The sequence below is a fragment of the Rhodococcus sp. YH3-3 genome (genome assembly GCF_001653035.1).
GTDB lineage: Bacteria > Actinomycetota > Actinomycetes > Mycobacteriales > Mycobacteriaceae > Rhodococcus_F > Rhodococcus_F qingshengii.
Genome location: NZ_BCWH01000004.1, coordinates 1 through 26,988, shown reverse-complemented (window position 1 = coordinate 26,988; position 26,988 = coordinate 1). Strand labels below are relative to the sequence as shown.

23 protein-coding genes and 1 pseudogene are annotated in these 26,988 nt (G+C 59.3%); 14 read left to right on the top strand and 10 right to left on the bottom strand.

The genetic code is table 11. The features are described 5' to 3' along the window. The first annotated feature begins 1 nt into the window (after position 1). Together YH3_RS31430 and YH3_RS31425 are read left to right on the top strand one after the other, a co-directional pair. Positions 2-1,390, top strand: coding sequence for an aldehyde dehydrogenase family protein (locus YH3_RS31430; RefSeq protein ID WP_064444714.1), 1,389 nt, complete (start codon positions 2-4; stop codon positions 1,388-1,390). Between the two features lie 226 nt (positions 1,391-1,616). Further along, a complete protein-coding gene (locus tag YH3_RS31425; protein ID WP_064444713.1) occupies positions 1,617-2,597 on the top strand; it encodes a nitronate monooxygenase family protein in 981 nt (326 codons plus the stop codon). 443 nt (positions 2,598-3,040) lie between these two features. On the opposite strand, the pseudogene YH3_RS37435 reads toward YH3_RS31425, so the two are convergent. After that, positions 3,041-3,148: pseudogene (locus YH3_RS37435) on the bottom strand (transposase); the annotation flags it as partial. Positions 3,149-3,426: 278 nt separating this feature from the next. Here YH3_RS37435 and YH3_RS31410 point away from each other — a divergent pair. From YH3_RS31410 to YH3_RS31405, 3 genes are all read left to right on the top strand, one after another. Further along, positions 3,427-3,756: a hypothetical protein gene (locus YH3_RS31410; protein WP_064444710.1), complete on the top strand. Its 330-nt coding sequence runs from the start codon at positions 3,427-3,429 to the stop codon at positions 3,754-3,756. Beyond that, positions 3,753-3,920: a hypothetical protein gene (locus YH3_RS36300; protein WP_193777217.1), complete on the top strand. Its 168-nt coding sequence runs from the start codon at positions 3,753-3,755 to the stop codon at positions 3,918-3,920. Before YH3_RS31410 ends, YH3_RS36300 begins: the two co-directional genes overlap by 4 nt. Before the next feature lie 195 nt (positions 3,921-4,115). Next, positions 4,116-4,361, top strand: coding sequence for a hypothetical protein (locus tag YH3_RS31405; protein WP_154100385.1), 246 nt, complete (start codon positions 4,116-4,118; stop codon positions 4,359-4,361). A 14-nt stretch (positions 4,362-4,375) separates the two neighbouring features. Here YH3_RS31405 and YH3_RS31400 read toward each other — a convergent pair whose 3' ends face one another. The 4 genes from YH3_RS31400 to YH3_RS31380 form a co-directional block, all read right to left on the bottom strand. Next, on the bottom strand, positions 4,376-4,864 hold the full coding sequence (locus YH3_RS31400; protein WP_154100384.1) for a hypothetical protein: 489 nt from the start codon (positions 4,862-4,864) through the stop codon (positions 4,376-4,378). After that, entirely contained in the window at positions 4,861-5,661 is an 801-nt protein-coding gene (locus YH3_RS31395; protein ID WP_064444708.1) for a hypothetical protein, read from the bottom strand. The genes YH3_RS31400 and YH3_RS31395 overlap by 4 nt, the downstream gene beginning before the upstream one ends. Positions 5,662-6,090: 429 nt before the next feature. Continuing rightward, a complete protein-coding gene (locus YH3_RS31385) occupies positions 6,091-6,411 on the bottom strand; it encodes a hypothetical protein (protein ID WP_064444706.1) in 321 nt (106 codons plus the stop codon). Beyond that, entirely contained in the window at positions 6,408-6,905 is a 498-nt protein-coding gene (locus YH3_RS31380; protein WP_064444705.1) for a hypothetical protein, read from the bottom strand. The genes YH3_RS31385 and YH3_RS31380 overlap by 4 nt, the downstream gene beginning before the upstream one ends. Before the next feature lie 1,103 nt (positions 6,906-8,008). Between YH3_RS31380 and YH3_RS31365 the strand changes: the two genes are divergently transcribed. Further along, positions 8,009-8,455 carry a helix-turn-helix transcriptional regulator gene (locus YH3_RS31365; protein ID WP_238592742.1) on the top strand — a complete coding sequence of 149 codons (447 nt, stop codon included), beginning with the start codon at positions 8,009-8,011 and terminating at the stop codon, positions 8,453-8,455. A gap of 218 nt (positions 8,456-8,673) precedes the next feature. Then, complete coding sequence (locus YH3_RS31360) at positions 8,674-9,039, top strand: helix-turn-helix domain-containing protein (protein WP_064444702.1); 366 nt, start codon at positions 8,674-8,676, stop codon at positions 9,037-9,039. On the opposite strand, the gene YH3_RS31355 is transcribed toward YH3_RS31360, so the two are convergent. The 3 genes from YH3_RS31355 to YH3_RS31345 all read right to left on the bottom strand — a co-directional run bounded on the left by YH3_RS31355 (position 9,036) and on the right by YH3_RS31345 (position 11,205). Continuing rightward, the gene (locus YH3_RS31355) at positions 9,036-9,638 is read right to left on the bottom strand and encodes a phosphatase PAP2 family protein (protein ID WP_064444701.1); all 603 of its coding nucleotides are present in this window, start codon (positions 9,636-9,638) and stop codon (positions 9,036-9,038) included. The two genes, YH3_RS31360 and YH3_RS31355, sit on opposite strands and share 4 nt — an antisense overlap. After that, positions 9,635-10,606, bottom strand: a complete 972-nt coding sequence (locus tag YH3_RS31350) for a hypothetical protein (protein ID WP_064444700.1) — start codon at positions 10,604-10,606, stop codon at positions 9,635-9,637. Before YH3_RS31350 ends, YH3_RS31355 begins: the two co-directional genes overlap by 4 nt. Before the next feature lie 110 nt (positions 10,607-10,716). After that, a complete protein-coding gene (locus YH3_RS31345) occupies positions 10,717-11,205 on the bottom strand; it encodes a hypothetical protein (protein ID WP_064444699.1) in 489 nt (162 codons plus the stop codon). A 159-nt stretch (positions 11,206-11,364) separates the two neighbouring features. On the opposite strand from YH3_RS31345, the gene YH3_RS31340 reads away from it, so the two are divergent. From YH3_RS31340 to YH3_RS31315, 4 genes are all read left to right on the top strand, one after another. Beyond that, complete coding sequence (locus YH3_RS31340; protein ID WP_064444698.1) at positions 11,365-12,042, top strand: DUF3068 domain-containing protein; 678 nt, start codon at positions 11,365-11,367, stop codon at positions 12,040-12,042. Positions 12,043-12,092: 50 nt separating this feature from the next. Then, a protein-coding gene (locus tag YH3_RS31330; RefSeq protein WP_154100271.1) for an IS3 family transposase occupies positions 12,093-13,255 on the top strand; the annotation gives its coding sequence in 2 pieces (ribosomal slippage) (positions 12,093-12,377 and positions 12,380-13,255; 1,161 coding nt in all). Positions 13,256-14,147: 892 nt separating this feature from the next. Next, positions 14,148-16,031, top strand: a complete 1,884-nt coding sequence (locus YH3_RS31320; RefSeq protein WP_064444696.1) for an ATP-dependent endonuclease — start codon at positions 14,148-14,150, stop codon at positions 16,029-16,031. After that, on the top strand, positions 16,028-17,941 hold the full coding sequence (locus YH3_RS31315; RefSeq protein ID WP_064444695.1) for a UvrD-helicase domain-containing protein: 1,914 nt from the start codon (positions 16,028-16,030) through the stop codon (positions 17,939-17,941). The genes YH3_RS31320 and YH3_RS31315 overlap by 4 nt, the downstream gene beginning before the upstream one ends. A 359-nt stretch (positions 17,942-18,300) precedes the next feature. Here YH3_RS31315 and YH3_RS35735 read toward each other — a convergent pair whose 3' ends face one another. Together YH3_RS35735 and YH3_RS31300 are read right to left on the bottom strand one after the other, a co-directional pair. Beyond that, positions 18,301-20,547: a hypothetical protein gene (locus tag YH3_RS35735; protein ID WP_154100383.1), complete on the bottom strand. Its 2,247-nt coding sequence runs from the start codon at positions 20,545-20,547 to the stop codon at positions 18,301-18,303. Positions 20,548-21,177: 630 nt separating this feature from the next. After that, entirely contained in the window at positions 21,178-23,277 is a 2,100-nt protein-coding gene (locus YH3_RS31300) for a ribbon-helix-helix domain-containing protein (protein ID WP_064444692.1), read from the bottom strand. Positions 23,278-23,657: 380 nt separating this feature from the next. Between YH3_RS31300 and YH3_RS31295 the strand changes: the two genes are divergently transcribed. From YH3_RS31295 to YH3_RS31285, 3 genes are all read left to right on the top strand, one after another. Next, positions 23,658-24,500: a helix-turn-helix domain-containing protein gene (locus YH3_RS31295; RefSeq protein ID WP_082920711.1), complete on the top strand. Its 843-nt coding sequence runs from the start codon at positions 23,658-23,660 to the stop codon at positions 24,498-24,500. A 17-nt stretch (positions 24,501-24,517) separates the two neighbouring features. Then, positions 24,518-25,210 carry an RES family NAD+ phosphorylase gene (locus YH3_RS31290; RefSeq protein ID WP_238592741.1) on the top strand — a complete coding sequence of 231 codons (693 nt, stop codon included), beginning with the start codon at positions 24,518-24,520 and terminating at the stop codon, positions 25,208-25,210. Between the two features lie 138 nt (positions 25,211-25,348). Beyond that, positions 25,349-26,230: an AbiV family abortive infection protein gene (locus tag YH3_RS31285; protein ID WP_193777216.1), complete on the top strand. Its 882-nt coding sequence runs from the start codon at positions 25,349-25,351 to the stop codon at positions 26,228-26,230. Positions 26,231-26,988: the final 758 nt, after the last annotated feature.

Here is a 26,988-nt window from a genome sequence, read left to right as displayed (position 1 = left end):
GATGACTGCACATGTAACGGAGACTTCACCGGATCTCTCTGAGCGCTTTTCCGAAGTACGTCGCGTCTTCGCATCTGGGCGAACGAAAAGAATCGAATGGCGTCTCGAGCAACTCGACGGAATTGCTCGGCTGGTCACCGAGCGCGAGAACGAGATCGCGGCCGCACTCGCCCAAGACCTGGGACGTTCTGCAGTGGAGGCATGGCTTGGTGACCTCACCTCGACGAAAGGGGAGGTCGACTTCGCGATAAAGCGGTTACGTCGTTGGATGAGACCGAAGCGGCAGCGGATACCGCTCAACCAAATGCCAGGTTCAGCATGGGTGCAGTACGAGCCGCTTGGGTTGATCCTCGTGATCGGGCCGTGGAACTACCCCGTGTACCTCACGCTTTCGCCCCTGGTCGCGGCGATCGCCGCAGGAAACTGTGCTGTAGTGAAGCCATCGGAGTTAGCTCCGGCGACCTCTTCGTTGTTGGCGCGGCTGATTCCCGAGTACCTGGACCCTGAAGCGATTCTGGTAGTAGAGGGCGACGGTCAGACGACACAGGACTTGTTGGCACTTGGCTTCGATCACGCCTTGTTTACTGGTGGAACAGAGATCGGCAGGAAGATCATGGCGGCCGCTGCTCCGACCTTGACGCCTGTAACTCTCGAACTGGGTGGCAAGAGTCCGGTCATAGTTGCCGCCGATGCCGACCTGGATATCGTGGCGCGGCGGATTGCTTGGGTGAAGATGCTGAATTCAGGGCAGACGTGCATCGCACCTGACTATGTTCTTGTAGATGCTTCGGTCCGGGATACGTTGGTCGGCAAGATCGTTGACACCCTTGCGGCCTTCCAGGGCGATGAACCTGACGGACTGCGGATCGTCAATGAACGTCAATTCGACCGTCTAGCTGGATATATCGCGGCTACCGAGGGTGTGATTGCAACCGGTGGGGGGACTGATCGTCAAGCGTTGACTATCGAGCGAACGGTAATTGTCGACCCGAATCCTGATGAACCGGCAATGCGCGACGAAATCTTCGGGCCGATTCTGCCCGTGATGTCGTTCGACGAAATCGAAGAGGCCGTGACATTTGTCAACAACAGGCCAAAGCCCCTCGGACTCTATGTATTCACAGCATCAAGGTCACTCGGGCGGCAGCTGATCGACAGTATCCCTGCGGGTGGCGCTGTAATCAATCATGTTGCGCTGCACTGCCTTGTGCCTTCCCTGCCTTTCGGCGGTGTCGGTGCGAGTGGAATGGGGGCGTATCACGGCGAGTGGGGGTTTCAAGCTTTGAGCCACCGAAAGGCAGTGCTGGCAAAGACCCTCAAACCTGACTTCCAGGTGATCTACCCGCCCTATACCGATGGAGCGAAGCGAATACTGCGCAGATTGTTTTGACGCACTTTGGCGAGGTCAGGGCATCCGATCACTTGAGCGACCTCGCAGGCATCTCGCCCCTCTGGCGCCGCGCCTAGACCCCCCGATGTGCTTATGTCGCGGAGCACGCGGCGCCGGTCCAACAGACTGACCTAAGGCAGTGTGTGCTTGCTGTTGGGCAAGCACGAACACTGCTGCAGGTCATTGTGCGGACCCGATCAAATACCACCGAAAAAAGGATTCACTCATGACGCTTCCTCCTGTCCTGCAGGACCGGCTTCGGCTGCCCGTAGTCGCATCGCCGATGTTCATCGTCTCTGGGCCGGACCTGGTGATCAACCAATGCGCCGCTGGCATCGTTGGATCGTTCCCCTCGCTGAATGCGCGTCCCCAAGTGGTCTTGCGTGAATGGCTGATCCGGATCATCGATGAGCTCGCCAAACACGATGCCACTAATCCTGAGACTCCCTCCGCGCCATACGCGGTCAACCTCATCGTCCACAAAAGCAACGACCGACTCGAAGAAGATCTAGCAACCGTTGTCGAGTTCAAAGTCCCGATCGTGATTACTTCTCTGGGCGCGCGCGTCGACGTCAACGAGGCGGTCCATTCCTATGGTGGCATCGTTTTGCATGACGTCATCAACAACACTTTCGCCAGGAAAGCGGTCGAGAAGGGAGCTGATGGACTCATCGCTGTGGCAGCAGGTGCTGGCGGGCATGCCGGCATGCAATCCCCATTCGCGCTGATTCAGGAGATCCGCGCTTGGTTTGGTGGACCTCTGCTGCTTTCAGGCTCGATAGCCCACGGTCGATCGGTTCTTGCTGCTCAGGCAGCAGGAGCTGATCTCGCTTACGTCGGGTCCGCGTTCATAGCTTCAACGGAAGCCACGGCCGACCCGAGGTACAAGCAAATGATTGTCGACTCGACCGCCGAAGATATCATTCACTCCAATCTCTTCACAGGAATACATGGGAACTATCTTCGCGGCAGTATCGAGGCAGTCGGCCTCGACCCGAATGACCTCGCAACTTCGAAGCCCGCCTCTATGAACTTTGCCGCCGACGAGTCGCTGACGAGCGCCACATCCGGGGCGAAGGCATGGCGAGATATCTGGGGGGCGGGACAGGGCATCGGTGCAGTCGAAAAAGTCACGTCGGCTTCCGAGATCGTTGAACGACTCAGCGGCGAATACGCTGAGGCGAGAACAGCACTACTTCAGGGTTAGGTTCAGAGGGTTCGCCCCCGGAAGTAGGCCACTTCCAGTTGGGTGCGACACGCCACGGTAGAGCGAGAGTTCGAAGCCGCAGGTGCACGCCGATGATCGTGCCTGTAGGTTTGGCGTTCACGGCGGCTTGGACGTCCTCGACGCGGATTGTCGGTGGCGTGCATGTGGCGACAGCGTGCAGGCGTAGCCTGTCTTCCCTATTGCCGGTTGACTTCAACGACAACATCTTTCAGCGCGTGATGTTGCTTCGTCACCTTTGTGAACGTCAGAGGCCAGTGGGTGGATATTTGGACTAACCAACGCGACCTTCAGCGCTGCTGACTTCATGCCCTGCGTGGACCACCGTGCTTCGGCGCGTGCCAGAGGCACCCGGTCATCGAGGACGCCGACCATGCTCACGTGGACTTCGAGGCCGAAAGACACCAGATGTACATCCGACAATCCCGGGCTTTCAACCCCGTCAGGAACTCCCGCCAGAAATCGGGCGATTCGGAATCGCCACCCTCAGTACCCAACACTTCTCTGGTGCCGTCGATCGACACGCCGGTTGACGCGAAGGCAGGAATCGATACGCGCTGATGACCTTCACGAGAGCGAGCAGACTCGGGGAAGAACGACCCGGACCGCAGTTTCGGGAACTGCACCTTCACGTCACCGCTGGTCGTCGCACCAGTCTACTATCGAGCGCCGCTGCGGTAGGTGGTCGCGCTCGGTCCCGCCGTTCATCGCAGGCTTGAACGGCTGGCGTCCGAGGAGTGTTGGTGACTGATGCCGGATATGGGTGGCGGTAAGAATCGACGAGCGGGTCAGTTGTGGAAGACTCGGTGCCGTGCCGGTCGCCCAGATCATCTTGAGTTCGCTTACCTTGATCGTTGCTCTGATCACGGGATTCTTGGTGTGGAAAGCGAACACCGGTGCAACCGATCAGCGTGAGCTGCAGGCTAAACGTGAAGAGTGGTGGCGGCGGTTTCAGTACGCCGCTGAGCTTGCTTTGGACGAGAGTAACGAGCGCCGCGCCAACATCGGTGTTCTCATGGTGCGGAAGATGGTGACCAGCACTCTTGCTGGTCCGGATGAGTTGGCCGCCGCTGACGTCATTCTTGATGAAGTGCTCGCATTGGGCGATACTGACAGTGAAGACTCGGAGGATCAGTCATGACGGACTCGACACCACAAGGCGCGGCGCATGTCACTGACGCGCAGATCAATGCGGCGCGGACCAAGTTGATCATCGACAAGAAGTTGAAGAGGGCGTCGAAGCCTCAGATCAAGAGATTGGCTCAGCTCAAAACCAGTGGTGAGCGGCGCCTCATCGCCAGCTGACCTCTCAATTCAATGCTCGGCCGGTACTGTTCGGTCGCATCCTGAAAAGAACCAACGCCGCCCCGGTTCCGGGACGGCGTTGGTGTTGTCTGTAGGGCCTTTGCTCTGACTCCGTCACCGCCTACCACGGTACTTCCGTCGCGAGTGTGTGACGGATGGTGCGCGCGAGTAGGTGTGGTCGGGGAGAATCCGAGAATGAACGAAGAGAACGGTGAAACCAATGCCGCGACGGGTGTTGGCTCTCGGGTCAAGGTCACTGTGCCCGGTCCCGGCAGCGGCGGCGTGGCATATACCGGTGTGGTGATCGAGGACTACGCGGACATGGTCATCGATTCGGAGTCCGTGGGACGCGATTGGGCCCCGGTACATCGGTGGGCAATCGCACTCGATGACGGAAGACTGATTTTTGCCGACGACGAAGATCTTGCAGCCGCCGACTGATGGATAGCTCGAACTCACGCGGGTGTCTTCGTCGAGAGCTGCTCCCGCAACTGCCGCATGATCTCGACACGAGTGTGAGCGTGAGCAACGTGTGAATCCCGCTCACGGGCCTCGCACCGACGCGCTGCTTGTTCTGCCAGTCGGGCTCGATCGTTCTCACGGGCACGTTCGGCCGGGGAAAGCTTCGACCAGTCGATCTGTGCCAGTCGCCAGCGCAGGAACGCAGTCGGGCGTGTGAGTTGTGTCGGCCAGACCCAGCCCCGGGATTGGGTGTCTGCGGTGAGTTCGCGGGCGATGTCGCGACCGGTCCATCGAGTGATGTCGATGTCGGTGTTGACCAGGACGTCGCAGATCCGCCCGACGTGCCTGACAGTTTTCAGCGCCGGGATGTGAGCAATCAGCTGGGCGGCGGTGCGTTGCAACTCGATTGGACGCGGTGTGGATCTTTGTGTGTTCTCCGGTTTGCCCGCTCGCGTGTGCGCGTGCGTTGGTGAGAACTTCAAAACAAGAGATTGAAGAACAAATCCCCCAGAGGGGATAGGGGGCCACGGCCGCCGGTGTGTGGAGAAGTCCGCGGCGCTGTGCGGGCGCGGTGCGCGGCGGTGCGAAGTGTTGCGCGAGAGGGTTTTCTGGACTTCGTGAAGGGTGCGGTGATGGTTGTGACGGCGGTGCGGGGTGAGATCAGTGCCCAGACAGAGGCTGCTCGGAACTGTCTGTGCCCGTGGTGCGCTTCTGCGGCCATCGATTCGAAGGTGGTGAGGTAACGGCCTCGCTCTTGTTCGACGGCCATGCCGAGAGCGCCCAGGACGCGCCTGGCTCGTTTGACGACAGTGACGCTGACTCCGGCGCGGTTGGCGATCCTCTCGCGTGACGCGGTGACGCCGCGCCCGGTCTTTCCCTCTGCCAGGGAAGCGTGGGTGACGGCGACAGCGAATGCTGCTTCGGTGCTGACGGTGTGAGTTTTGCAGAGTTCGGTGCCGGTGGGGGAGTTGAGCAGGGTTCGGACTTGGTGCTGCCATTGGGCTCGGCTCGTCCAGATGGGGGTTCGGGCGTACTTGCCGGTGGCTACCGGTAGAGCCCAGGAGTTTCCGCGCTGCCCGCTTTCGGCGTTCAGGGCTTCGATGCGGGCGACGTTTTCGGTGGCCTCACGTACTGCTACGGCCCATGCGTCGGTGTCTTCTGTCGTGGGTCCGGCAGCACTCTTAGCGGCTGCGTCGGTATCCGACGCGCCGAAAGTACTGTTTTTGTGAACTGTTGTGCCTGGTTCAGGGTGTGAGCTACCCTGAGACAAGACCTGCACGGTTTTGTCCCTTCGGGGATATGCAGTACCGAAGTTGAAGCGGCAAACTTCTTCTTCACCAGTTACGACCGGAGCCCTGCCAGGGGCTCTCGTTTAGCTCGACGAACTTTGTTTCACAAACCCCCGCAAGGGGGTTTCGTCGTATCTGGGGTGGTACTGCGGCTATGGAGTTAGATATCGAGGTCGTTCACATGCGCGTACTCGGTGGTGCGTAAAAAGCCTTTCGGTAGATGGACATAGCCACCCCACATCACAGCACGCGCAAGCACCTTTTTCGGGGAGCCACGCGGAGCCGGATTCAGCCATCGGGGCAGCTCAAGTGCCGTTCCGGGGATGGTGTAGTGCATCGTCATGAGTGAGCCTCAGACAGCGAAAACAGTGCTCCGACAACGCCTGCCAGCCCAAGGGCCACAGTGAGAATCAGAAATGTCATCGATCGCTCGCAGACGCGCTCGTGTGGCGATCGAGGATTCCGCGCAGCACGGAAGCGACAATACGAATCTGCTCCACTGAGGCGGTCTCCGGATCGGATGCGACCAGGTCGACGATGTCGATGATCGACGCGAACTCGTCGGCAACCACAGCGTGGGTGGGGGAGAGGATCAGCGGTCCGTACATGTCGACCAGCTCGGCGAGATCCATCACAGCTACGGGTGCGGTACCGCTCAGACGATGGACTTTCAGGGTGTTGCCGATGCTGAGGATTACCCACGTGCGTCCTTCGCGGTCCGCTGCAATCTGATGGTTCATGCTGCCTTCCGATCTCGTGATTCGATTTGGCGGTCCCACGCTGCGCACGCGTCGCTGATGAAGGTCGCTGTGATCGTCTCGGGCTGCCGATGGAGAAGAGCTTCGAGGGCACCGAGCACGGTTTCAAGTCCACCGAAGTCATTTCCCGCGAGGTGATCGCGCGCATCAACGCAGGTGTCACTGAGCGCGTTCCACGCCATCCTCAAGCTGTGGGTATCGGCTGTGGCAAGGCCTGCAGCGGAGAGGGTTTCGAGTGCAGACCACTGTTCAAGCGTGGCTGCCTGCATCGCTGTAGCACGGCATGCCATTGCCGCCTGGTCAGCTGCGATCCGAGGGAACTCGGGAATGACAGCCACCAGTCCCCACGTCCGATCGGCGTAGAGGTCGGCGAACCAAGCCCACCGATCGGCCGCTAGATGGGAGTCGCTGGCCGGGGCTTCGACGATGCCCTGCGCGAGTGCGTCGAGTAGTGCGAAAGGCCAGCGGCCCGTCATGCTGCCGCTACTTCGAATAGTGAGAGCTGCGATTTCTTGGCGGGTAGCGCTGGAACAGCAGTGGGGGCTGTTATCGGGGGCGCGGGTTTTTGCTTCCGGGTTTGTCTCTTCGCATTCTTCGTCCGGCCCCGAGCAACGGCGAACTCTTCGATCTTTGCGGTCGGAATCTCCCGGCCGGAGAGGGTGAAGAGTCGGCCAGCCTGAATCTGCTCGCGAACTGTTTTCCCAACAGCGAGTCTGTTCTCGAGTTCTACTGCACACTGAGCAAGTAGCGGGCATACCGAGCATGCTGCAATCGCCCGCTTCCACGGTGCTGATTGGTGCCCGCTGACGGTCCAACCCATGCCCTTTCCTGCGCACAAACCTTGATCTGCCCGGGGCTGGGTCGCAGGCGAGCTGCCGCGGCTTTCGAGTTCTGCGGTGATGCGGCGCGATGATGGGCACTTCCGCATCTGAGCGGAGTAGATGAATCCGCAGCGCTGGCACCGGCCCTCGCCGGTGTGCTTGCTCGCCATCGCACGCAGTTTTACGGTCGTGTACCCGGCGAGAGTCGACTTCGGGGTATGGGACCGGGCGTCGCCGAGGGACAGCTCGCGCAGAGCAGTAGCGACGGACGGGCAAAGCGGGAGGGTCGGGGTGTATGTGAAGTCACAGACCACGCAAGTCTTGCCGTCGGCGTTTGGAAGATGTTTGGCGAGAATTTCACGGAAAGGTCCGCTGGCCACGCGATCGTGACCGTCGATTTTGCCTTTCGGGCCATGGGAATGAGCATCGGCTAGGCGAACGGCCCTAGCGCCATCTAACGTGTTCATTGCAGGTCCTCACATATCTGCATGGGATTGTTGGGCGGCTAACCCACCAGTCCCGCGGCTATCCGACTGTGGCTAAACGGTCGGCGGCTGGATGGTCCCCTGACTGTGGCTAAACAGTCAGGGGACCAGTTACATCAGTTCATCCCTTTCCCCTTTTTTGTTCGTTCCGCGTATGCGAACGTCACTATCACGTTTAAACCTAACTTACATTCTTAAGTTATGTGCGAATGTTAATAGCGGGAGGGCATGGTGTCTAGTGAATCTGAAGGCAGTGCGATGAAAAGGGTGAGCGTGAGTCGACGTGTGCTGCGTGGCTTCGAGCCCGCGCGCCTGGTCGAGCTTCGCACTGCCCACGGTCTTTCTCGTCCCGACCTCGGCCGGATCGCCGATGTGTCCTTGCAAACCATCCACAAGTGGGAATCCGGCGGCCAGTCCCCTCAAATCGACGTCCTTATGCGTGTCGTCCAGGCTCTCGGTGCTACGGTTTCCGACCTCGTCGACATCAAGCCGGAAGATCGTTACCCAGGAGACTGGCGTGTACTTCAGGGGCTGACGCAACCGGAGTTGGGCGCAAAGGCCGGCATCAGTACGTCGATGGTTGGAGCGATCGAACGAGGCGACTCCAGGCTGACCGATAACTTCGCGCAGAAGCTTGCCGCCGCACTGGATATTCCGGAAAGTGAGCTCCGTGCGAGCTACGAACGTGTTCGGAGTCGACCGCCAGGAACTCCGGCGTAAAGCCGCCAAGTCCTCCGGCGTCTCCGCGCAGTTCGTTTGCTGTCCCACTGCGAGCCTCTCTCGTTCGAACTCCATCCTGATGGAGGTCAGCGTATGGCGGCAAGCTTTCAATCGCAAGTTGCTAACGTTTTGCGCGATTGCGAGGATAGACCTCAGTGAGATGAGTTAATGGGTTCGACAGATCAACGCGACACAAGACTGAAAGGTTGGGCAGATTGATGAGCACCACTTTTGCTGAACGGCTCCGGTACCTCTTCGACAATGTTCACCCACGAAGTCGTGGGCCGTACACACAGACAGAAATCGTCGACATACTCCGCTTCAGCGGTAGCAAGATGACCACCGGGTACATGTCTCAACTGCTCAGCGGGAAGCGCACATCACCGGGCGTGGAGGTAGTTCGAGACATCTGTCGGGTTTTCAAGGTCCCGATGGACTACTTCGGAGACGAAGAAACCTACGAAGAGGTCAAGCAAACGATTGAGTGGATTCAAGGGTTGCGTGACTCAGCAGATGGAAACATCGCAGCTCGGACCTACGATCCATTTCGCAAGTTGGCCAACCGAGACGACGACGACTCCTAAGCGATCACGACGTAAGTAAGACCAGCTGCGATTGCCCCAGCGATTGCCCCAGCAATGACCTGCCCCTTTGTATGGTCCCCAAGGTGAACCCGAGACCATCCGATCATCGGCGTAAGCGCCAACGCCAATAGCCACCACGGCGAGACCGACAAGGCCAGGACCACTGCAATCGCAGCTGAAGCACCAGTATGTCCACTGACTTTCCAATGCAAAGCACTTGTGATGACCGCAGCTACAGCCAGCGCGGCCAGACCCGAAGACAAGAACGCAATCATCTCGATCGGCGCATCAGCAACGATCTGAACTATCAGTGCACCCAGGGTGACAACCAGCAATGATGCGATCAACATGTGGCGTTCGTTGATCCGGGTGACGTGATGATCACTGATCTTTGCCCGCCGCATACCCACCAGAATAAAGATCATCGGAACGACACCGCCGAATACGGCGACGAAGACTCCCCAGCCCGGTGCGCCCACAGCTACACCGATGATCATCGACGCAACGATATTGAGAATCCACGGCGCCCCGACCTCGGTAATAACGCGTGCGGCTTTGTCGGCCGTGGTGCGAGGGACTCGGGTGTCGATGTCTGTCATTGTCCTGCGACCATCTTTCGTTCGTTCTCAATCGTGATTTGATATGCGCTGCCCAGCGCCGCTGCCCATTCAGTATCAGTCGTGTCGGTGTCGGGGAAGAAACTGTTGTACCCCAAGCCGTCAGCCACTCGGCCGGTTACGAGCCAGTCTGCGATTGCCGATGCTGCGACTGCTGGAGGAAGCTGGGTACCAGTCGGCAAATTGCTTTGCTCCACCTCGAGGCTGAGGGCATCGAGCACTTCGGCCGCCTTGTCGTTGACTTGCTCTGACGCACTACTGCCCGGCTTGGAGCCTCGTTCGGCGCCTGGCCACCGGTTTAGCAACTCCTCGCGTAAAGGAGTGAACTGCTGGAGGGCGTTCTTCGCACGAAACCAGTTCAATGCCAGGGCGAGCGACATTCCGGCCCCAAGAAACAAAACACCAGATAGTGCCAGCAATCGAGAAATCGCGAAGGGCGTGGGCGTCGGCTCCATGAACCCGTAGCGCGCGGCGAAGAGGTACCCGATCCGCAGCGCAGCGTAGGCGGTGAGGATTGCTGCGCCAGGGGTGACCAGGAGTAGTGCCCGCCCTGTGACGGTCTGACGGTCTGCCTGGGTAATAGCGACGACCGTCACCATCAGCGCCACCAAGAATGGATAGGTCATCCCCAACATCAGACCTTCGGCGAAGCCGGGAAGGAATGCGTACTCGTTGTCGAAAGTGAGATTGTCGACGTTCGCCGGCCACGGGCGACTGAAGAAGAAGATGAAAGCGAGTGAGCCGGTGAGGAGTGACAGCGTTATGTGGGTGCGAATGAGTTTTTTGCGCAGATCAACCTTGCTCGTCGTCACGTCGGTGAATCCGATCGCGGTGCCGGCGCAGAGTCCGCAAACCATCACCATCTTGAGTGCTGCGGGAAAGCTCTCTCCGAATGTGTTGCTGACGAATGCTTCCACGGGTCGGATGTTGACCAGCATGTGGATCGACATGCAGGAAAGCCCGAGAAAGGCTCCTGCGAGAGTTAACGAACGCCGAAACCACCACCGGTGCAACCGGGTTGCCGCCACCACAGCCAGTAATGCCGCAGCCAATGCAGTGATCAACCGAAAGCCTCGTCAAGTCGTGACCTGAGTCCAGGGCTCCGGTTGATGCGGCTGCCCCCGTTCAGTCGGTGTAGAAGCAGGTTGCCAAACGCCTCCGCGTCGGCTTCCTCCGGCGATTTCGTGTCGTCGCAATCGCGTTGCAGCATCAGAGCGGCGAGGTCGTGGCGCTCCGGAGGCAGGACCTCACGCGCGAGTTCGATTGCCGGCTTCCCGACGTGCCCCAAAACGATATGGCCAAGTTCATGGGCGATGGTCCGTTCACGAGCGTGGACCCATCTTCCGTACTTCACCTCGTCGTAGTCCGGATGTCGGACCCATTGGCCGAAAATCCGATCCGGCAGATCGGGGCCCTCGTGGATCACCAGAGGGCGACCTCGGTAGCGTGCGAGTGCTTCGGCAAGACCTGTCAGCGACCTCAATTCGTCACCTTCGGCTATGCGGAACAGTCGGTCGACTGCGCGAGCCACCGTCGACGTATCTGCCACTTCACGATCCTCCTATCGTCAGCCCCTCTGTCGCCGACCGTGTAACGGTAGTGTCCTGTTTGCGAATTTTCGTAGTCGGGGTGCACCCCTGCGTTTCTGAGGTTCAACCCCGGTTGACGTCGTACCGCCATATTCATACGACCCATTAGGGTCTTCACAATGTCGATCAGCTTGCGTCCATCCCGCCGCGGTACAGCTTGTGTCCTGATAGCGGCAGGAGCCTTCTTGCTGGCAGCCAGTGCGCTTACACCCACCTACGTCGCGGACAACCTCGTGAAGATCCCGCTGAGCATCGAGGCAGGCACTGTCTCTACCGGAACGGCTGAGTTACTTGACGCCGCAGCTCTCGCCAAAGGAACGCTGACTGTCGATGCGAATGTGCCGATCACGGTCAATCAGCTTGTCACCGTTCAGGAACCGTCCGACGCGGACCTCGTGACCTTGCAGTCTGCAATGCAGATGACACGCGACGACCGGTCCGGACAAGCGGCGATCGTCAATGCGAGCGTCGACTTTGTCACCGTCGATCGGCGCACAGGGAGCGCTGTCGCCGAGCCTGTCGGCTCCATCCAGTCGTCGTCCGACAAGCCAGCGGACCCCGTGGCGCATGAGGGTCACCAGTTCAAGCTCCCCTTCGATACTCAGAAGCAGTCCTACCCCTACTTCGACACCACGTTGCGCGAGAGCCGTGACCTGGATTTCGTCGATGAGGCGGAGCTTGAAGGCTTGCCGGTCTACCAGTTTCACCAGGAAATCGAACCGACCCTGATCAGCGGCACGGTTTCTGTGTCCGCATCGGACTTGGGTCGAGACGGGACGGGTCTGCTGCACGGATAGGTGACATCTGATCTGTGGTGCCGAGAGGTGCCGCTGGAAGGATGTGCACCATGCCGAAGCCCTATCCCCGAGAGTTCCGTGAGGACGTTGTTCGGGTTGCCCGCAGTCGCGAGCCCGGAATGCTGTTGAAGCAGATCGCCGCCGACTTCGGGATCAGTGAATCCTGCCTGACGGGTTGGCTGAAAGTGGCCGATATCGAGGACGGAATCAAATCAGGAACTACCGGTGAGGACGTGGTCGAGAACCGGGAACTGCGCAAGCGAATCCGGTTGCTCGAGCAGGAGAACGAAGTCTTGCGCCGTGCTGCCGCCTATCTTTCCCAGGCGAACCTGCCGGGAAAATGATGTACCCGCTCGTTCGTGAGCTGGCCGAGGACGGCATTCCCGTCACGGTGACGTGCCGGGTACTCGAGATCGCTCGCCAGCCCTACTACCGGTGGCTGGCTGACCCGGTGACCGATGCCGACCTCGCGGAGGCCTACCGGGCGAACGCTCTGTTCAGGGCCCATAAGGACGACCCGGAGTTCGGCTACCGGTTCCTGTTCTACGAGGCTCGCGACGTCGGCCAGGTGATGGCCGAGCGCACAGCGTGGCGGATCTGCTCGAACAACGGCTGGGGGAGGGGGTTCGGCAAGAAACGCGGAAAAGCCAAGCGCCCGGGGCCTGCGGTCCACGACGACCACGTCCAACGCAACTTCACCGCCGATGCTGCGAATCAGCTGTGGTTGGGCGACATCACAGAGCATTGGACGAGCGAAGGCAAGCTCTACATGTGCGCGTTCAAAGACGTATTCTCCAACCGGATCGTTGGCTACTCCATCAGCGATCGGATGAAGTCCCGGCTCGCGGTCGATGCGCTCGACAACGCCGTCGCCCGCCGAGATTTCGTCGCAGGCTGCGTGGTCCACACCGACAGAGGATCGCAATTTCAATCAAAAAAATTCGTCCGCGCTCTGAGCCGCCATCACATGGTCGGCTCGATGGGCCGCGTCGCTGCGGCCGGCGACAATGCCGCCATGGAGAGCTTCTTCTCTCTACTGCAAAAGAACGTCCTGGACCGCCGCCCCTGGCGCACCCGTGACGATCTCAGGATCGCGATCGTCACCTGGATCGAAAAGACCTACCACCGCCGACGCCGCCAAGTCGGACTCGGCCGATTGACCCCCATAGAATACGAGACCATCATGACCACACCAGCCACTCAGGCTGCGTGACTCAACCTGTCACCTGATCGTGCAGCAGACCCCTTCCATCGGCCGACTGAGTTTGGTTTCCCGTTGCGCGTCGGAAGCATGAGCTGCGCGGTTTCGATCGTGTATGGGCGATTTCGTATGTGGGCAAGACAGTCGGGTGGGGCGTTCTTGTGGGGGCCGGGGATGACTGTGCCGACATCGGATGCAGGGACGCATGCTGTCAGGAAGGCGTGGACATCGTCTCTTTCCTGCTGGTGTTTGGTGCGTGGTGATTGCTGTGAGGTGGGAGTTTCGGTCGTCAGTATGAATGCGGGTTCGTCTGTGCCCGTAGTGATGCCTGCTACGGCGTTGAGGTCGAGGAGGCCCGGAATTATTTGACTGACGATGACAGATTGAATTGTCATGGGGGTTTCGATCTTCATCGGAAATAGGGCCATGGAATCGCCGGTCATGCAACGAACTTAGAGCAGAAGCATCGATGGATGGGAACAATCGTCGAAAATGTTGTCGAGGGCTTGTGTGGACAATGTCGCTGTCTGTGCCGAGAACGGATCCCGACTGCTCTCCGCGATTTGATGAGACCTAGCCCAACCGAGAGGGGCGCGACTGGCTCCAGTTTCGGCTTCGATGAAATGAAAGAGTCTGTAGCGTAAAAGAATTAATAGAATAGGTCGCGTGGATAGCGAGCCATTAATTGTGACCTTCCTAGAGTCTATCCTCGACATCGAGTTCGAACCGATCGGTGGGGTCGACTGGCTCAGTCGACGATGACTCTGGGACTCACCGGAAGCGGCCCTCGGTGGTCGGGCCAGGCTATCGCGCACAGTAAGATTCGTCGAACTGTGCGGCCATGGGGCCGTGGGGGGATTCCTGTCGAGATCGAGCGCTGGTTTTAGTGGTGTAGGAGCAGTAAATGTATTTGGCTAGCGTGCGGGCCGAGAACTTCCGAATCTTCGGATCGAGCCCGAAGAGTGACGGCGATGATGATCGCAGTCTTCATCTCGAATTCGGGCCGGCAACTAATGTTCTGGTGGGTGAGAACGATAGCGGTAAATCCGCGATCGTCGACGCAATTCGCCTGTGCCTGTTGACTACGGCTACGGATTTCTATCGCATCACGCAGGATGACTTTCACATCGACGTGAATGCGAGGGCTGATGAATTCACCATCACGTGCAGCTTTGCGGATCTCACTAGGGGGGAGCAGGCGACGTTCCTGGAATTGTTGACCACTGATCCAGCTGGTACCGCGACTTTGCACATCACCGTAAGAGCGCAGATTATGGACCCTCTTCGTCCTCAACGTGTTTCGGTGACAACGCGCACCGGTCCTGACGGCGGCGGTCCTTCATTGGACGGCGCTGCGCGCGAATTGCTCAAGGCTACGTACTTGCGTCCTCTCCGTGATGCCGAGGCAGAACTCCGCTCAGGGCGGGGGTCGCGCCTATCGCAGATCATGGTCGGGTACCCGGCAATCGCGGAGCAGGGCGAGAACGACTTCGACGAAAAGTCCGATACTGCCGAGACGTTGGTCGGGATTTTGCGTCGCGCTGAGCATCGCCTTGCCCAGAACCCGGCCGTGGCCGCGGCGCGTGACGATATCAACGATAATTATTTGAATAAGTTCGCAATTGGTTCGGACAGTCTGTGCGGTGAGATCTCGGTGTCGGGGGATGCGACGCTGATACGTGCGCTGGAGCGTTTGGAATTGACGCTCACCTCAGGGGATGGAGGGCGGACTCGGCGAGGGCTCGGGTACAACAATGCGCTGTTTATGGCGGCTGAACTCCTTCTGCTCGGTGACAGTGATGTTGCGCCTTTGCTTCTCATCGAGGAGCCTGAGGCGCATCTGCATCCTCAACTCCAGACTCGTGTGATGGATCTACTTCAGGAGCGGGCAAGCCGCAACGGAGATAGTACGAAACCGCCGGTGCAGGTTATCGTGACCACGCACAGCCCGAACGTGGCGTCCTCGATGCCTGTGGAGCATCTGACCCTGGTTGTGAGGGGCCGCACCTTTCGCCTCACACCTGAGCTGACGCGCTTGGACGCGAGCGATTACGCGTTCCTGACGCGTTTCCTGGACGTCACCAAGGCGAACTTGTTCTTTGCCCGCGCGGTGGCGATCGTCGAGGGTGACGCCGAGGTCATCCTGGTGCCCGCGCTTGCTGCCGCGGTAGGAAAGTCATTCAATGAATCAGGGGTTAGTGTCGTCAATGTCGGTAGCGTTGGGCTTTTCCGGTACAGCAGGATCTTCCAACGGGACGGCGAGCAGATACCAGTAGCAGTCGCCTGCATCCGCGATCGCGATCTGGTTCCGGAAGATACCTCGGACGATATGCGCGGATCGCTCGAGTGCTCCGCGGAGATGACTCAACCGGAGATCGCCGCACATGTGGACAAGTTGACGGCCGCGGACAGTGGACACGTCAAGACCTTCGTCTCCGACGAGTGGACGTTGGAATACGACCTGGCGGCGGCCTCCTGGAAGATGGCCGCTCTGATGCACAAGGCCGCACGGTCGGCGGTAGCCTCCAAGGAGAACTGGCCCGATACAGCCAAGCTCACAAGAATAGAGTCTGCGGCCCAACTTGAAGTTGACGACTGGAAGAAAGCGGAGAGGACTTTGTCGGCGGCGGCCCTGGACATTTACAGACCACTCCGCATGAATAACGCCAGCAAAACGATTGCAGCACAACATGCAGCACGCCTACTCGAAACCACCTCTATCACCGAGGCAGACCTTCCCGCCTACCTCAAAGATGCGTTCGCCCATCTACGTGACACGAGTGCATGATGAACGCACCGTATAGTCCAGAAACCTTCAGCAAAGATCGAGTCGACGCCGCAGCCGCAATTCTCGGCATCGAGCTGTCGCAGCAAGAACAATGGGACTTCGTCCAGAGCGCCACCTCTCTGGACTTACAGGCAGCGCCAGGATCGGGCAAGACCAGCCTGATCGGCCTCAAACTCGCTCTCCTCGCTCAAGGCTGGACCAGCACAACCCGTGGCGTATGCGTGCTCTCTCACACCAACACCGCCAAGGATGAGATCACCGCGCGTCTTATGGCATCGCCGACGGGTGCGAAACTGTTGCGCTACCCCCATTTCATCGGCACGATCCAGTCCTTCACGAACACATTTTTCGCCTTGCCGGCGCTCCGTTCCCGAGGGGTAGCGGTGCAGGTGATCGACGATGCAGTGTACGCAGAGGCGGCGGTGCGTCTGTTCACCCGAAGCCCACACTTCGGAACGTTGCGGTCTGCGCTCTCCCGCAGGTTCGGCAACGGGGAGAACGTGGTAGCGGGCGCGCATTTCGTCTGGGAGGGAGGCGAACTGGCGGTTAAAACGTCTGAAAAGCTCCCTTTCGGTCTGGACACGGCGAGCGGCAAAGAGTTTGTTGATCTCAAACAACGTCTCGCCTGGCAAGGGGTATTTCGTTACGCGGACATGTTCGCAATTGCCGAACGTAACCTCGCCCAAAATGTGGGTTTGGCGTCGGCGGCAGCGCATCGTTTTCCGTTCGTTCTGCTCGATGAAATGCAGGACACGGACGACGCGCAACAGCAGCTGCTCGATCAGGTCTTCGCCGGTACTGAGTCGGTGGTGCAACGAGTGGGTGACGTCAACCAGGGCATCTTTACCGTGAAAACAGGAAAGTCGGTCGCTCGGCCGTCTGCCTTCCCTCGGAGCGACGCGTTAGAACTTCGTGTCAGTCGCAGGTTCGGTCCAGACATCGCGGAGTTGGTCAGTGGATTGACAGTTCACCGTGCGCAAGTGATCGAAGGCGTGGGGCCGCCGGGAAGGATCGCCGTGTTCCTCTACGACGACGACTGTATTACTGAAGTGGTTCGTGCGTTTGAACTGATGGCCTCAGAAATCGTGCCGCGTGCGCTGCTCCTGAACAGCCCTCCACGAGTACTCGGTTCACGCAAAGATCCTGGAACCTCGAAGAAATATCCAAAATCCATCAGCTGCTATGTTCCGGAATATGCTGCAGTGAAAACGATTAGGGGGGAGGGATCCCTAGTCAGAGTTGCTCGTTCGGTTCGTGCCCAGTGGTTCTCCGGGGAAGCCAACTTTGCGGTAGAGCAGTTGTGGAAAACGATTCGTGGTGGAGTCCGGTCGGCAACACCATTGCCGAGCCTGCGGCTGTTAGCGCGCGATCATGTCCTGCCCGGTGGCCATGTCCGGACACTGCTGTTGGACATCTTGACTGACCCACTCGATGACGAGAGTCGTTGGGAAGCAATAACCAATCAGCTCTTCCTGCTACTGGTTGAGCTCACAGATGATCAGGACATCGGAGTGGACAAGGGGGTGTTCGCATACGTACCTCCAGTAATCGGTTCACTGCAGCAGGCTGCTCCTTTGGCTGTGCCGGACGGCGCTGTTGTCCCCGCGGTTGTGGAGACCATCCAGGGCGCCAAAGGCGAGACGCACCCAGCGACACTTATCGTCGAGTGCCTCGATCGATCGGGTAATCGACACGATGTCTACGAGGTGTTGAGCACCATCCTCGATGGTGGAAGCTTTCCTGCCACTGACAAGACACGTCAACGCATTGCTGAACTGATTTTTGTGGGTGCATCTCGCCCGACCCACTTGCTTGCGTTTGCGATTCACCGTACGAGAGCTGAACCTTACATCGCGGCTGCGTCCGTGCGCGGATGGATCGTCCGTGACTTGACATTAATCCCTAGGTAGCAACCCCGAGTGCATGATGGCCATGCGCCCCGATGAACGGATACATCACAGCTGGGCAGAGTAGGGGTTGCTCACCGGCTTGGGTGTGAGTGTCAGTCGGGTGCGCTGTGCGTGACTAGACCGGCAAGGTATAACCGCAGAATAGGTAGCCTTCGATCTCTGTGATCAGGGAAGTTGGCGTGTCGGACGATGCTTTGGGTAACGCGTGGTGACGATATTTCACACCGGACCGTCTCGAAGGTCTTTGGTTCTCAGGTCCGGTGCTCACACTTCGATTTCTGTGCCGTCTCGCTTCGAGGCGACGTCAGATGGCCTTCGGCCCGGTCCACATACAGTGGTCGATGCCAAAGTGTCAGTGGTTACGTCCCGCTGCCGAAGAGCTCGCGAAACGCTGTCAGTTCGTCCTCCTCAAGTTCGAGATCACCGTGAATGGCATACATCGTGGTGTCCCATGGGCGCAGTCCGTCGTGTCGGGGGGTGAGAAGAACGGAGACCGTTTTGCAGTTTTGCTGCGCGTCGGCTTGGAGCCCGTTGCTCCAGTCATAGTGACGAAGCATGGTCCACCGTTTGAAGGCTTCCCTGTGGTGGCTGCTCAGGTGGTTGCATACGCTGAATGCGAGATGTAAATCGTTGTCGCCGAGTAGGTAACGGCGATGTTCGAATCTCGTCTCACCGCCCAGTAGGGTAGTGGCGGTCTTGAGTTTGTCCAGCAGTCGTCGACCGATTTGCGCTCTCTCCGTCACTGGATGCTGATCCAGGAGATGGAGAACACCCAACCGGTCCATTTCCGGTCGATCCCAGGGGGACGTTGCGAGGTCTTCGAGTATCTGCCGGAACATTGCTGCGCCGTCTTCGTCGAGGCTCGAAGCTGGCTCGCGCGGCAGCAAGGGGTACGAGAACCGTTGTCCTGTCAGGTCGATGTGCCCGCTGGGGGTATCCTGGACGTTCGTAGACCGGTGGTCGGCATCAGAGAGTTCGTAGTAGTGCGGTACATGTTCGCCGGGCGCTACGTTGTCGGTCTCGATGCGGTGGAGGTAAGCACCGACGGCGGTGATCGATCTCAACTGGTCGAACAGAAATTCCCATTCACGTCGTAGAAGGGCAACGATGGGGACAGTAGGCGTTGATCCGATGGGAGCAATGTTCTCAGGTGGGTCATCGTGGTCGATGATGACCACACCGACCCACGTGTAGACGGCTCCATCGATGTGGAGGGGTCGCCCCCGGGCGTTGTCGATGGTTGTTGGTGTGGCAGTGAGGGTTCGGATAGTACCTGCTGCTTGGCGTGCCCCTTTTGCGCCGTTCTTTGCGATCCATCGTTGTTCACGGTCAGGAGTGGCGTCGGAGGAGGCGTCTCGTGACTTTACTTGTATTGCGAGTGCGCGGTCTCCGAAAATGACGGTTCCGTCGCCCAGTTCGCGCGAGGCGGTGCCTTTGTTGATCTTTTTCGGTACGAGGACGAAGTCTGCAAGTCCCCATCGTGCAGCAGCGCCGAGTGCCGCGTTTTCGGCGGCGATACCTCGCCGTACTGTGGGTTCCAGGATGCGGGCTTGGGGGATTGAACGTCCGAACACCCCATCGTCGGTGTGGACGAGCATAACCATGTTATGTTCATTATCCCGGTACATTGCGAGGCCTAGATCAGACTGTGCGAGTTGATCTTCGAGGTCTGGTATCGCAGAAGAGTCGATTGGCGCCCATCGTCCGTTGGTCTGGTCGTGATAGTCGCCCGGCGGGTTTGGGCGGAAGGTTGTAGGTCGGTCGTTTCGGACCCCTACGGATCGTTCGAATCCGCGAATAATTTCTTCGGCTACTGCCAGTATTGCGGTACATCGGCGGTCCAGAGTGTCGGCATCTGGATCGTGTGGCCAAGGAGGAATTGCGAGGCCAACGTCGAACGCAATGCCTGGGAGCCCCTGTAATCCTCGAGCTCCATATGGCGGTTCGACATGGAATTGGGCGATCACACTGGAGTGCTCGATTAACGATGGCGGCTCAATTGTCAGGTCCGCAATGCGATGTGGCGGGTCGACGATAACGGTTGGATCCGCTGAATGGGCCCATACGCCAATTATATTGGTGTGTTCGGGCAATTCGATCAACGACTTCAGCAAATTCATTGTGGACCGCACCATGGCTATTCGGTCCGGTGTATCAGCGTCGACTGCGTATGGCTGAAAGACTTCGACAAGTTGAAGATGATCGGGACGGAGACCCGCCAGGACTCCTGATCGGTAGTGTGCGACGAACTCGCGAGAGTTTCGGCAAAATGGGAATTCTATTGAGTGATCAGGGGTGACGAGCGGACCCGAGGTCAACTGCTCGGTTACTCTGATCGCTTCGTCAAGACTGTTCTTGATGGACGTGACGAAGTTTCGGCCGACTTGCTGAAGCGTATTCGCTTGTGGTGGCCAGTCAATGGTGACACCAATGCTTCCGGCACCAGTCTCATCGGCCTCGATCCAGCAGTCGAACATCTCCTCCTGGTTCAGTGCATTCCAGTTGGCTGCGATGTCACGACGGAGATGATGGGCCAAATCGAGCGACTGCCAAGCTAATGCGAACTCATTCGATCGAAGCGCGGCGTCGGGAAGGCTTGCATTCATGGGTGTTTTCTACACTCGGCCACTGACATCTGGTCCGATGAAGGTGCGCGCGGTACACGGGAAGCTGTGGAAACACGGCCGGGGCTGCCCGCCGCACAAGTCAGGGGCGAGTGGCCAGAGGCCGTCGAGTACGTGAGTGGGGTGCCGAGCACGGTGATGGTGCCGTCTGGACCGAGCGCTGCCATTGAGGGCAGGGTTTGCATAGCGGTCAGTGGGTCGTGACTGGCCGACAATCTTCGGAGCCGGCTGCCGCCCCGCTCCGATCCGTTGGGTATCGGATCGGAGCGGGAGCGGGCGACCCAGAGCGGTTCAATAGCCGAAGAGTTTTTCGCCTAACCACTTGAGGCACTCCCACAGGACCCGACCACCGAGGTTGGCGAAGATTCTGGATTCCAGTGCACGTGCAGGCCGTGCCCTCGGCGCGGGACCTGCATTGGCTCGGCGCCCACTGGCTGTTTCATATGGCGAGGTGTCATCGCTATTCTGGTGTGTGCTCACTGTGCGGGGTTCCTGTCCTTCCGCCACTCCGGGTGTTCCGTCACAGGTCTGACGGGCGAAATGGGCTCTGAACTCAGAAAACAGCAAAGAAATCCTTGAGTAATATCGCCGATGGCACAAAATGCAGGTGGATCAGGGTCGAGTTCGCTTGGTCGATGGGGGCAGGTGAAGGTACGCGAACTGACGTGCGGCTGTCCGGACGGCGTTGTGCATATCGCGTTCGAGTTCTCGGGTGTAGATCTCGGCGAGGTGGGTGGCGAGCCACTGGAGGCGCTCGGGGTTGGTCTCGGCTTCGTCGGAGATGGAGGTGACGTGCCAACACCACGCCGCCGACACCTCGTTGAACTCGACGCTGAGTGTGCGCGCCAGCTCAGTGAACTGCGCGAGATTGTTCGTCGCCTTCTCAAGAGCATCGTGATCGGCTTGTCCGTGCTCGAGTAAGGCACGGTTGAGAGTTTTGTGCATCGCTGACCTGGTCCGTTCCTCGGCCTGGTCGATGAGCCGCAGGGCATGTGCTTCGTCGATGAACCCGAGGCGCTGTGCAGTCTCGACTGGGACGTACACGGGCAGATGACGGTCGGAGGCTCCTCCATCTGATAGTCGCCAGTCGGTGTACCAGCGGTCTTTCTCAGTGTGGTCGTCGGGTGTGTCCTCTTGCACGGCCTTCGGCGGGGTCTTGCATGAGAAGTCGGGGAGCGGAGGCACATCGCCGGGGTGCCGAGTCGCTGGTGGCGTCTCCGCCTCTACAGTTGCGGTCGCTGAGCCCACGGTGGGAAGTTCGTCCGATGGCTCGGTCGAGATGAAAAAGGGACCGAAATCGTCGGAAACGATCACGTTGCTCGAGAGTGCGTCGTCAGCGAGATCTGGGTTGTCGTGCCGGTCGTACCATGCCCGACCGGCATCGACATTTCCTGGCATTAGTTCCAGAAGCAGGATCTCGGCGACTTTGCGCGGATCTTCGATGTCGTCCATGAGGGCGGTGAGCATCGTCTGAAGTCCCGTAACAGGCATTGCATCGCCGGTGTCGTCGTCGGTGGTGGGCCACACCATATGACTACGAGATCGAGTGCCCTGAGCCCCATGCGGTACAGCTTGGTTGAGGTCGAAGCAGAGGACGCGGCGCTTGGCGACGTGCTCGGCCCACTCGTCCGGGAGGTGGCCGGGGAAGAAGCTCGGTTTCCAGCCATCGGGGAGAACGAGCTGCCAGCCTGGAGGATTTACGTGCAATACGCGGGCAGTGTTCTGGGACACAGACTGGCTGAGCCAGTTGACGATGTTGAACGGCACGAGGACTCGTTGTGCCCGCCATACGGCTCCGCCGCCTCGGCCCTCGAAGTTCTGATCGGCGGTCGTGGGGCTGGTTGTCCTTATACGGCTTTTCATACCTCGCGGACTTGAGCCCAAGGTGACGGCGGTGGCGAGCAGGGTGTTCCAGTGGTCGCCGTGTTGGTCGTACAAGGCTTGTTCTGTGTGTTTGGGGTTGTGTCTCGATGCTGTCGAAAGAAGGCGGGAGGCGAGGTATTGCACGAACTGGTAGCGATGCGCGTGATGCCACACAGCCTCGCCGTCGTTGAGGTCGTTCATCTGGAGCAGTGCAGCGACGCCCTCCACGTACCTGGGTTTGGTTGATTCCCCGGTTTTCGCCTTCCGTTGTTCTCTCTCCTCCTTGGACAATTCGGCTTCGCGGAGGATGGTTCGCTCCGCGCCGGTCCTGGTCGCATTGACAGCCAGTAGCCACAGGCCGCGCGCTGCCCGCTGCCTTATCAGCGGGTAGATATTTGCGAGGACCGGATCGGTGATCGGGTCCAAACCGAGTTCGCAGCACTCGTAGGCGATCGACGTCATCACCGCGTCGGTCAGCAATCGCGACTGATAGTCCGAAGGCCCCCTGAACTGTGCCTGACCGGGAAGGCGGAAGGCCAGAGAGCGGGCCTGTCCGGAGACACCTTCGGGAAGCCTCAGTTTGAGGCCGCGAGTGGGGACTATAGGGTCAAGGATCGCAATATCTTTGTTGGGCAAGCGAATTGGTGGCAGCGGGTGGCGCATAACAGTCGAAATGTGTGTGAGCCGGTCATCTGCCGGGATAATTTCGTTGCGTTCGATGTATTTCAGGATGAGGTAGCGACCAGTCTGGTCGCGTGACTTGTAGCCGGGCATCCTCACGATCTCGGAGAGACGGTCCAGGGCAGACTTCGGGATGGTCACATTGGTGTCGAACCGCTTCTCTGCCACGCAAAAGATAGTAAACGCCGTTGTGACCTGCGGTGATGGCGCATCCCGAGGGGGCGTGTGATGTTCGGGTGTGTTGGTTACGGTGATTTCCGTCAGTTGCCCGGTCCCGTTGAAACCCCGCAAAGCTCAAGTCGGGCCCTTCTGGCCAGGGCTTGCGTAGTGAGTGCTTCCGGTTCGTGATTTTGTTGGATCACAGGTCCAGACTCTTTCCTCTATCCCCTTTCCTGCGCCGCCCACTGCGTGCCTTCTTGTGCGCTGACCTGGTCGAATGGTCTGCTCTTCACTTCTGGGGTTCAGCGCAGTCCGGCAACGAAAGCCGTCGTCTCCGCGCAAGCCGCACAACCCGCATATCGCGCGTATACTTGGCCTAGGAGGTCTCGATGTCACAGAAAAACGAATCAGAGTTGATTGGGCCGGGCGTGCCTCACTGGCCGTCGACTTTTGATTTCCGGGAGTCGCCGTCTGCGACGGAACTACTTGGCGCGGAATTGTCCTCATTGGTGGACCGGGTCGCAGCGAGTCTTGTGGGCAGCGCGGAGCGTGTCTCCCTGAGCATGCAGGACGAGCACAACGTATCCAGTGCGGTTCATAAGCTGCTTGTTGTTTCCGCCGATACTGGGGGTCGACTTCCCCTCACAGCCCAGGATTACGTAGCTACGACGCAAATGGCGGTGCTGTCGAGAGAGGCGCTGTCGAAGGCGCTCCACGGGCTGTCGCGTGACGGTTACATTGTGCCCGGTCCAGCTGTCGAAGCAGCTAAGGGAGCTGATGAAGATTCGGCCCCTTCTGACACCGGTGTGAGCTCAAGCTGGGGGCCGCCGATCTCGGAAACCGAGGCCGCATCACTGGAGCGAAAGAACCTGCACCTCCAGGTGGCGCAGCGCCGCGAGCAATTGACGACGTCGTACACGCGCGCGGAGGCGGCCGACATGCTCGGTGTTTCTCCACAGACGGTGTCGGAAATGGTTGCCAAGCATCGACTGATCGGTATCAAGGATGGCCGGGAATGGCGTTTCCCTGCGTGGCAGTTCACGCCGGACAGCGCGGAACCGGTTCTTCCGGAACTGGACCGCCTCGTTCGTGAATTCCCAGGTGGTGTGGTCAGTTTGTCTCGATGGATGAACCGGCCGAACGGAAACTTCGAGGGGCGGACACCTCAACAGGAGATGCTTCACGACAGTGATCATGTGTTCGCGGTGGTCAACTCCCTGACGGCCGCCTGATGGCCAAACCGCTTCAGATGCCCGACCGACCCCTGCCCGAGGCGGACTACCGGTGGACGTGGGAGCCAGCGGTCGGCGGCGCTGACGAGCCGTGGTTTCGCATCTACCATCGGGCTATCCACACCCCGGACGGTGTCACATTCCGTCAGTACGGACCGTTGTACCGATTCGACCACCACACGCCACCTTTCGATGATCCTCAAGAGGACCCGGAGGGCCGTTCGGTGCTGTATGTGGCACCGAATCTCGCGACATCCGCTTGTGAGGTGTTCGGTGAGACCGGTGTAGCGGCGCTGTGCTCGAACCGGCGCGTTGCGCAGGTTCGACCGACTCGGGAGATCGTCACCTATGACTTGGCGCAGCCGGGTTCCGCGATGGACATCGGCGCACTGCCGACGTTGGCCACCGGTGACCTCCCCCGAGAGTTGACGCAGGCGTGGGCGCAGGCGATCTACGAGGATCATCCGACGTCGGGAAAGGTAGAGGGGATCAGGTACCACACGGCGTACTTCGGTGATATTTCGTTGGTCCTGTGGGACTGTCCCGATGCGGTCGAGACGCTCGTCGACTCCGCAGGTATGCCATTGGATCTGCCTCTGTCCCACCCTGATGTGAGGCTTCAACTGATCAAGGCGCTTGAGCCGCGCGGAATCTCGGTGACCTCGATGTCGGATGCAGATTGCCCAGAATGTGCGAGGTCGGGCCTCTGATCTGCCTGAGGTGACGCGTCCTGGAACATCGGCGGGGCAATTAGAAAGACCCAGTCTAAGGCTTTTGGCGACCTATGGACCGCCTCGTTTCGCAATGGTGAGGTTGGCGAACGCCTGGTACCGGGCATGATGTGGCAGATGTTCGTAAGACGATTGAAATCAATCCTTCAGATTTCTGAGGACAAAAGATTCGCTGAGCTGGCAACGGGGTTGGAGCAGCTCGGGCGGAGTGTCATCGCGCTTACCGCGGATGCCGATCAGCTTGCACAGGCCCGGCGATTCCAGAGCGCCGCAGTCCTCCGCGGATTCGCGGAGGAAGAAGCTGCGAAGGTGCTGATCTTGCTGGACATTGCACGATGTGGCTGGGGCGATGACAAATCGGTTTCTTCGTGTATGCGGGTGTTCTACCAGCACCTGGGGCGCGGGCTTTATGTGAAGGCATACGACGGAAAACCGGCTGACCTCGCCGAGGTGGCCGGCTATATCGACGGGTTCAGGGATGACCTCTACTTGGATGGTCCGACGGAGGTCGACTGGGTCTTCCGGAATCCTGTCCTCGAAGAAAGAGAGACGGCACTATACGTCGACTATGTCGAGACGGAGAGCGGAGAGCGCTACTGGACTGGACCGGAAGCGCGGGCCGCAGTTTTCGACGAGCCGTACATGCACACGGCACCAACCTGCAACGCGGTCACTCTGGTCTGCGCGATGGCTCGGTCGGGCCTGCTCACCGAGCTGGGATTGCAAGCAACTCGAGACGTCTGGGGCGGAGCTGCGATCGCCGTCGATTCGATGCGATGGCAGCGTGACCTCGTTCCATTGAACAAAGCCGTCGTTGACGCAGTCATCGACCAAGGCGGCGTCCCGGCCGATGTCGGGCAGAAGGACCGCCGAAATGTGGTCCAACTGTGGATCTTCCCGCTTTCAAGCCTCGATCTCACGGCGGTCAAGGTGGACGTGAAGGACCTACAACAGGAGCGAGCCAAATACCTCGAAAAGGAATACGGCATCGGCGGATAGTTGGTTGTGGACCGGCCCGCGGCAACCGGGCCGGTCCTTGCTGTTGGGTGCGGCGTTTGGGCCTCTCACCGTGTGGTGGGGAGCTTTTTCGTGTGTTGGGGGTGTGGAGGAGCTGTGAGAGCTGTTCGGTGGTGGCGATGTAGGCGGTGGTTGCCGGGGTTCTGCTCGTTGTGTTCGGGCATCTCTGCTCCCTGTGGGTAGGTTCGAGTCCGCGATTTACGGTTCTCACTTATTCCTGTTGGGAACAGGGCGAGATCACAGGTTTGTGTAGGGGAGTTGTGGTGTTTCAGTCTTGTGACCTGGGGTGATGACACGTCCTTGGGGTGTTGTTTGGGGTGTGGGAGGCGCCGGCGATGGGGCCGGCGGGGTGTGTTCGGGTTCGGTGGTGGGGGAGTGTCGCGGTGTTGGCTCGGTTGTTGCGGGGTGGTTTGTGGACCGTTTTTTGGGGGTTTTTGAATGTTGTTGTCTGGCATAAACTTTGGGTGTTCGTTTGGTGCAGCGTTGGTTTCAGTTCTTGTGCACATGGATGTTTTTGTGATGCGCGAATATGGTTGTGTGACTTAGCTTTCTAGTGTTTCTTGTTTTCTGGTTGTATTGCGGTTTTTGGGGTGCGCCCTGTATGATTGAGAGCATGACGACGATGAGCTGGCAGACGCGAGAGAGTAGGGTTTCGTGCCGCCCCCGCACCTCCCCAGCCTCGTTCGAGTCCCGGGCACCGAGTTCACAGGTACGATCAAATCCTTTGGCGAGAACGCGAA

What these genes read in the sequence shown, in the direction of transcription:
- YH3_RS36300 (WP_193777217.1), top strand. Translation starts at nt 3,753, where the DNA reads ATGACGGACTCGACACCACAAGGCGCGGCGCATGTCACTGACGCGCAG.
- YH3_RS31290 (WP_238592741.1), top strand. Translation starts at nt 24,518, where the DNA reads ATGCCCGACCGACCCCTGCCCGAGGCGGACTACCGGTGGACGTGGGAG.
- YH3_RS31350 (WP_064444700.1), bottom strand. Translation starts at nt 10,606, where the DNA reads ATGTCGATCCACATGCTGGTCAACATCCGACCCGTGGAAGCATTCGTC.
- YH3_RS31340 (WP_064444698.1), top strand. Translation starts at nt 11,365, where the DNA reads ATGTCGATCAGCTTGCGTCCATCCCGCCGCGGTACAGCTTGTGTCCTG.
- YH3_RS31425 (WP_064444713.1), top strand. Translation starts at nt 1,617, where the DNA reads ATGACGCTTCCTCCTGTCCTGCAGGACCGGCTTCGGCTGCCCGTAGTC.
- YH3_RS35735 (WP_154100383.1), bottom strand. Translation starts at nt 20,547, where the DNA reads ATGAATGCAAGCCTTCCCGACGCCGCGCTTCGATCGAATGAGTTCGCA.
- YH3_RS31360 (WP_064444702.1), top strand. Translation starts at nt 8,674, where the DNA reads ATGAGCACCACTTTTGCTGAACGGCTCCGGTACCTCTTCGACAATGTT.
- YH3_RS31430 (WP_064444714.1), top strand. Translation starts at nt 2, where the DNA reads ATGACTGCACATGTAACGGAGACTTCACCGGATCTCTCTGAGCGCTTT.
- YH3_RS31385 (WP_064444706.1), bottom strand. Translation starts at nt 6,411, where the DNA reads ATGAACCATCAGATTGCAGCGGACCGCGAAGGACGCACGTGGGTAATC.
- YH3_RS31355 (WP_064444701.1), bottom strand. Translation starts at nt 9,638, where the DNA reads ATGACAGACATCGACACCCGAGTCCCTCGCACCACGGCCGACAAAGCC.
- YH3_RS31315 (WP_064444695.1), top strand. Translation starts at nt 16,028, where the DNA reads ATGATGAACGCACCGTATAGTCCAGAAACCTTCAGCAAAGATCGAGTC.
- YH3_RS31405 (WP_154100385.1), top strand. Translation starts at nt 4,116, where the DNA reads ATGAACGAAGAGAACGGTGAAACCAATGCCGCGACGGGTGTTGGCTCT.
- YH3_RS31285 (WP_193777216.1), top strand. Translation starts at nt 25,349, where the DNA reads ATGTTCGTAAGACGATTGAAATCAATCCTTCAGATTTCTGAGGACAAA.
- YH3_RS31380 (WP_064444705.1), bottom strand. Translation starts at nt 6,905, where the DNA reads ATGACGGGCCGCTGGCCTTTCGCACTACTCGACGCACTCGCGCAGGGC.
- YH3_RS31295 (WP_082920711.1), top strand. Translation starts at nt 23,658, where the DNA reads ATGTCACAGAAAAACGAATCAGAGTTGATTGGGCCGGGCGTGCCTCAC.
- YH3_RS31320 (WP_064444696.1), top strand. Translation starts at nt 14,148, where the DNA reads ATGTATTTGGCTAGCGTGCGGGCCGAGAACTTCCGAATCTTCGGATCG.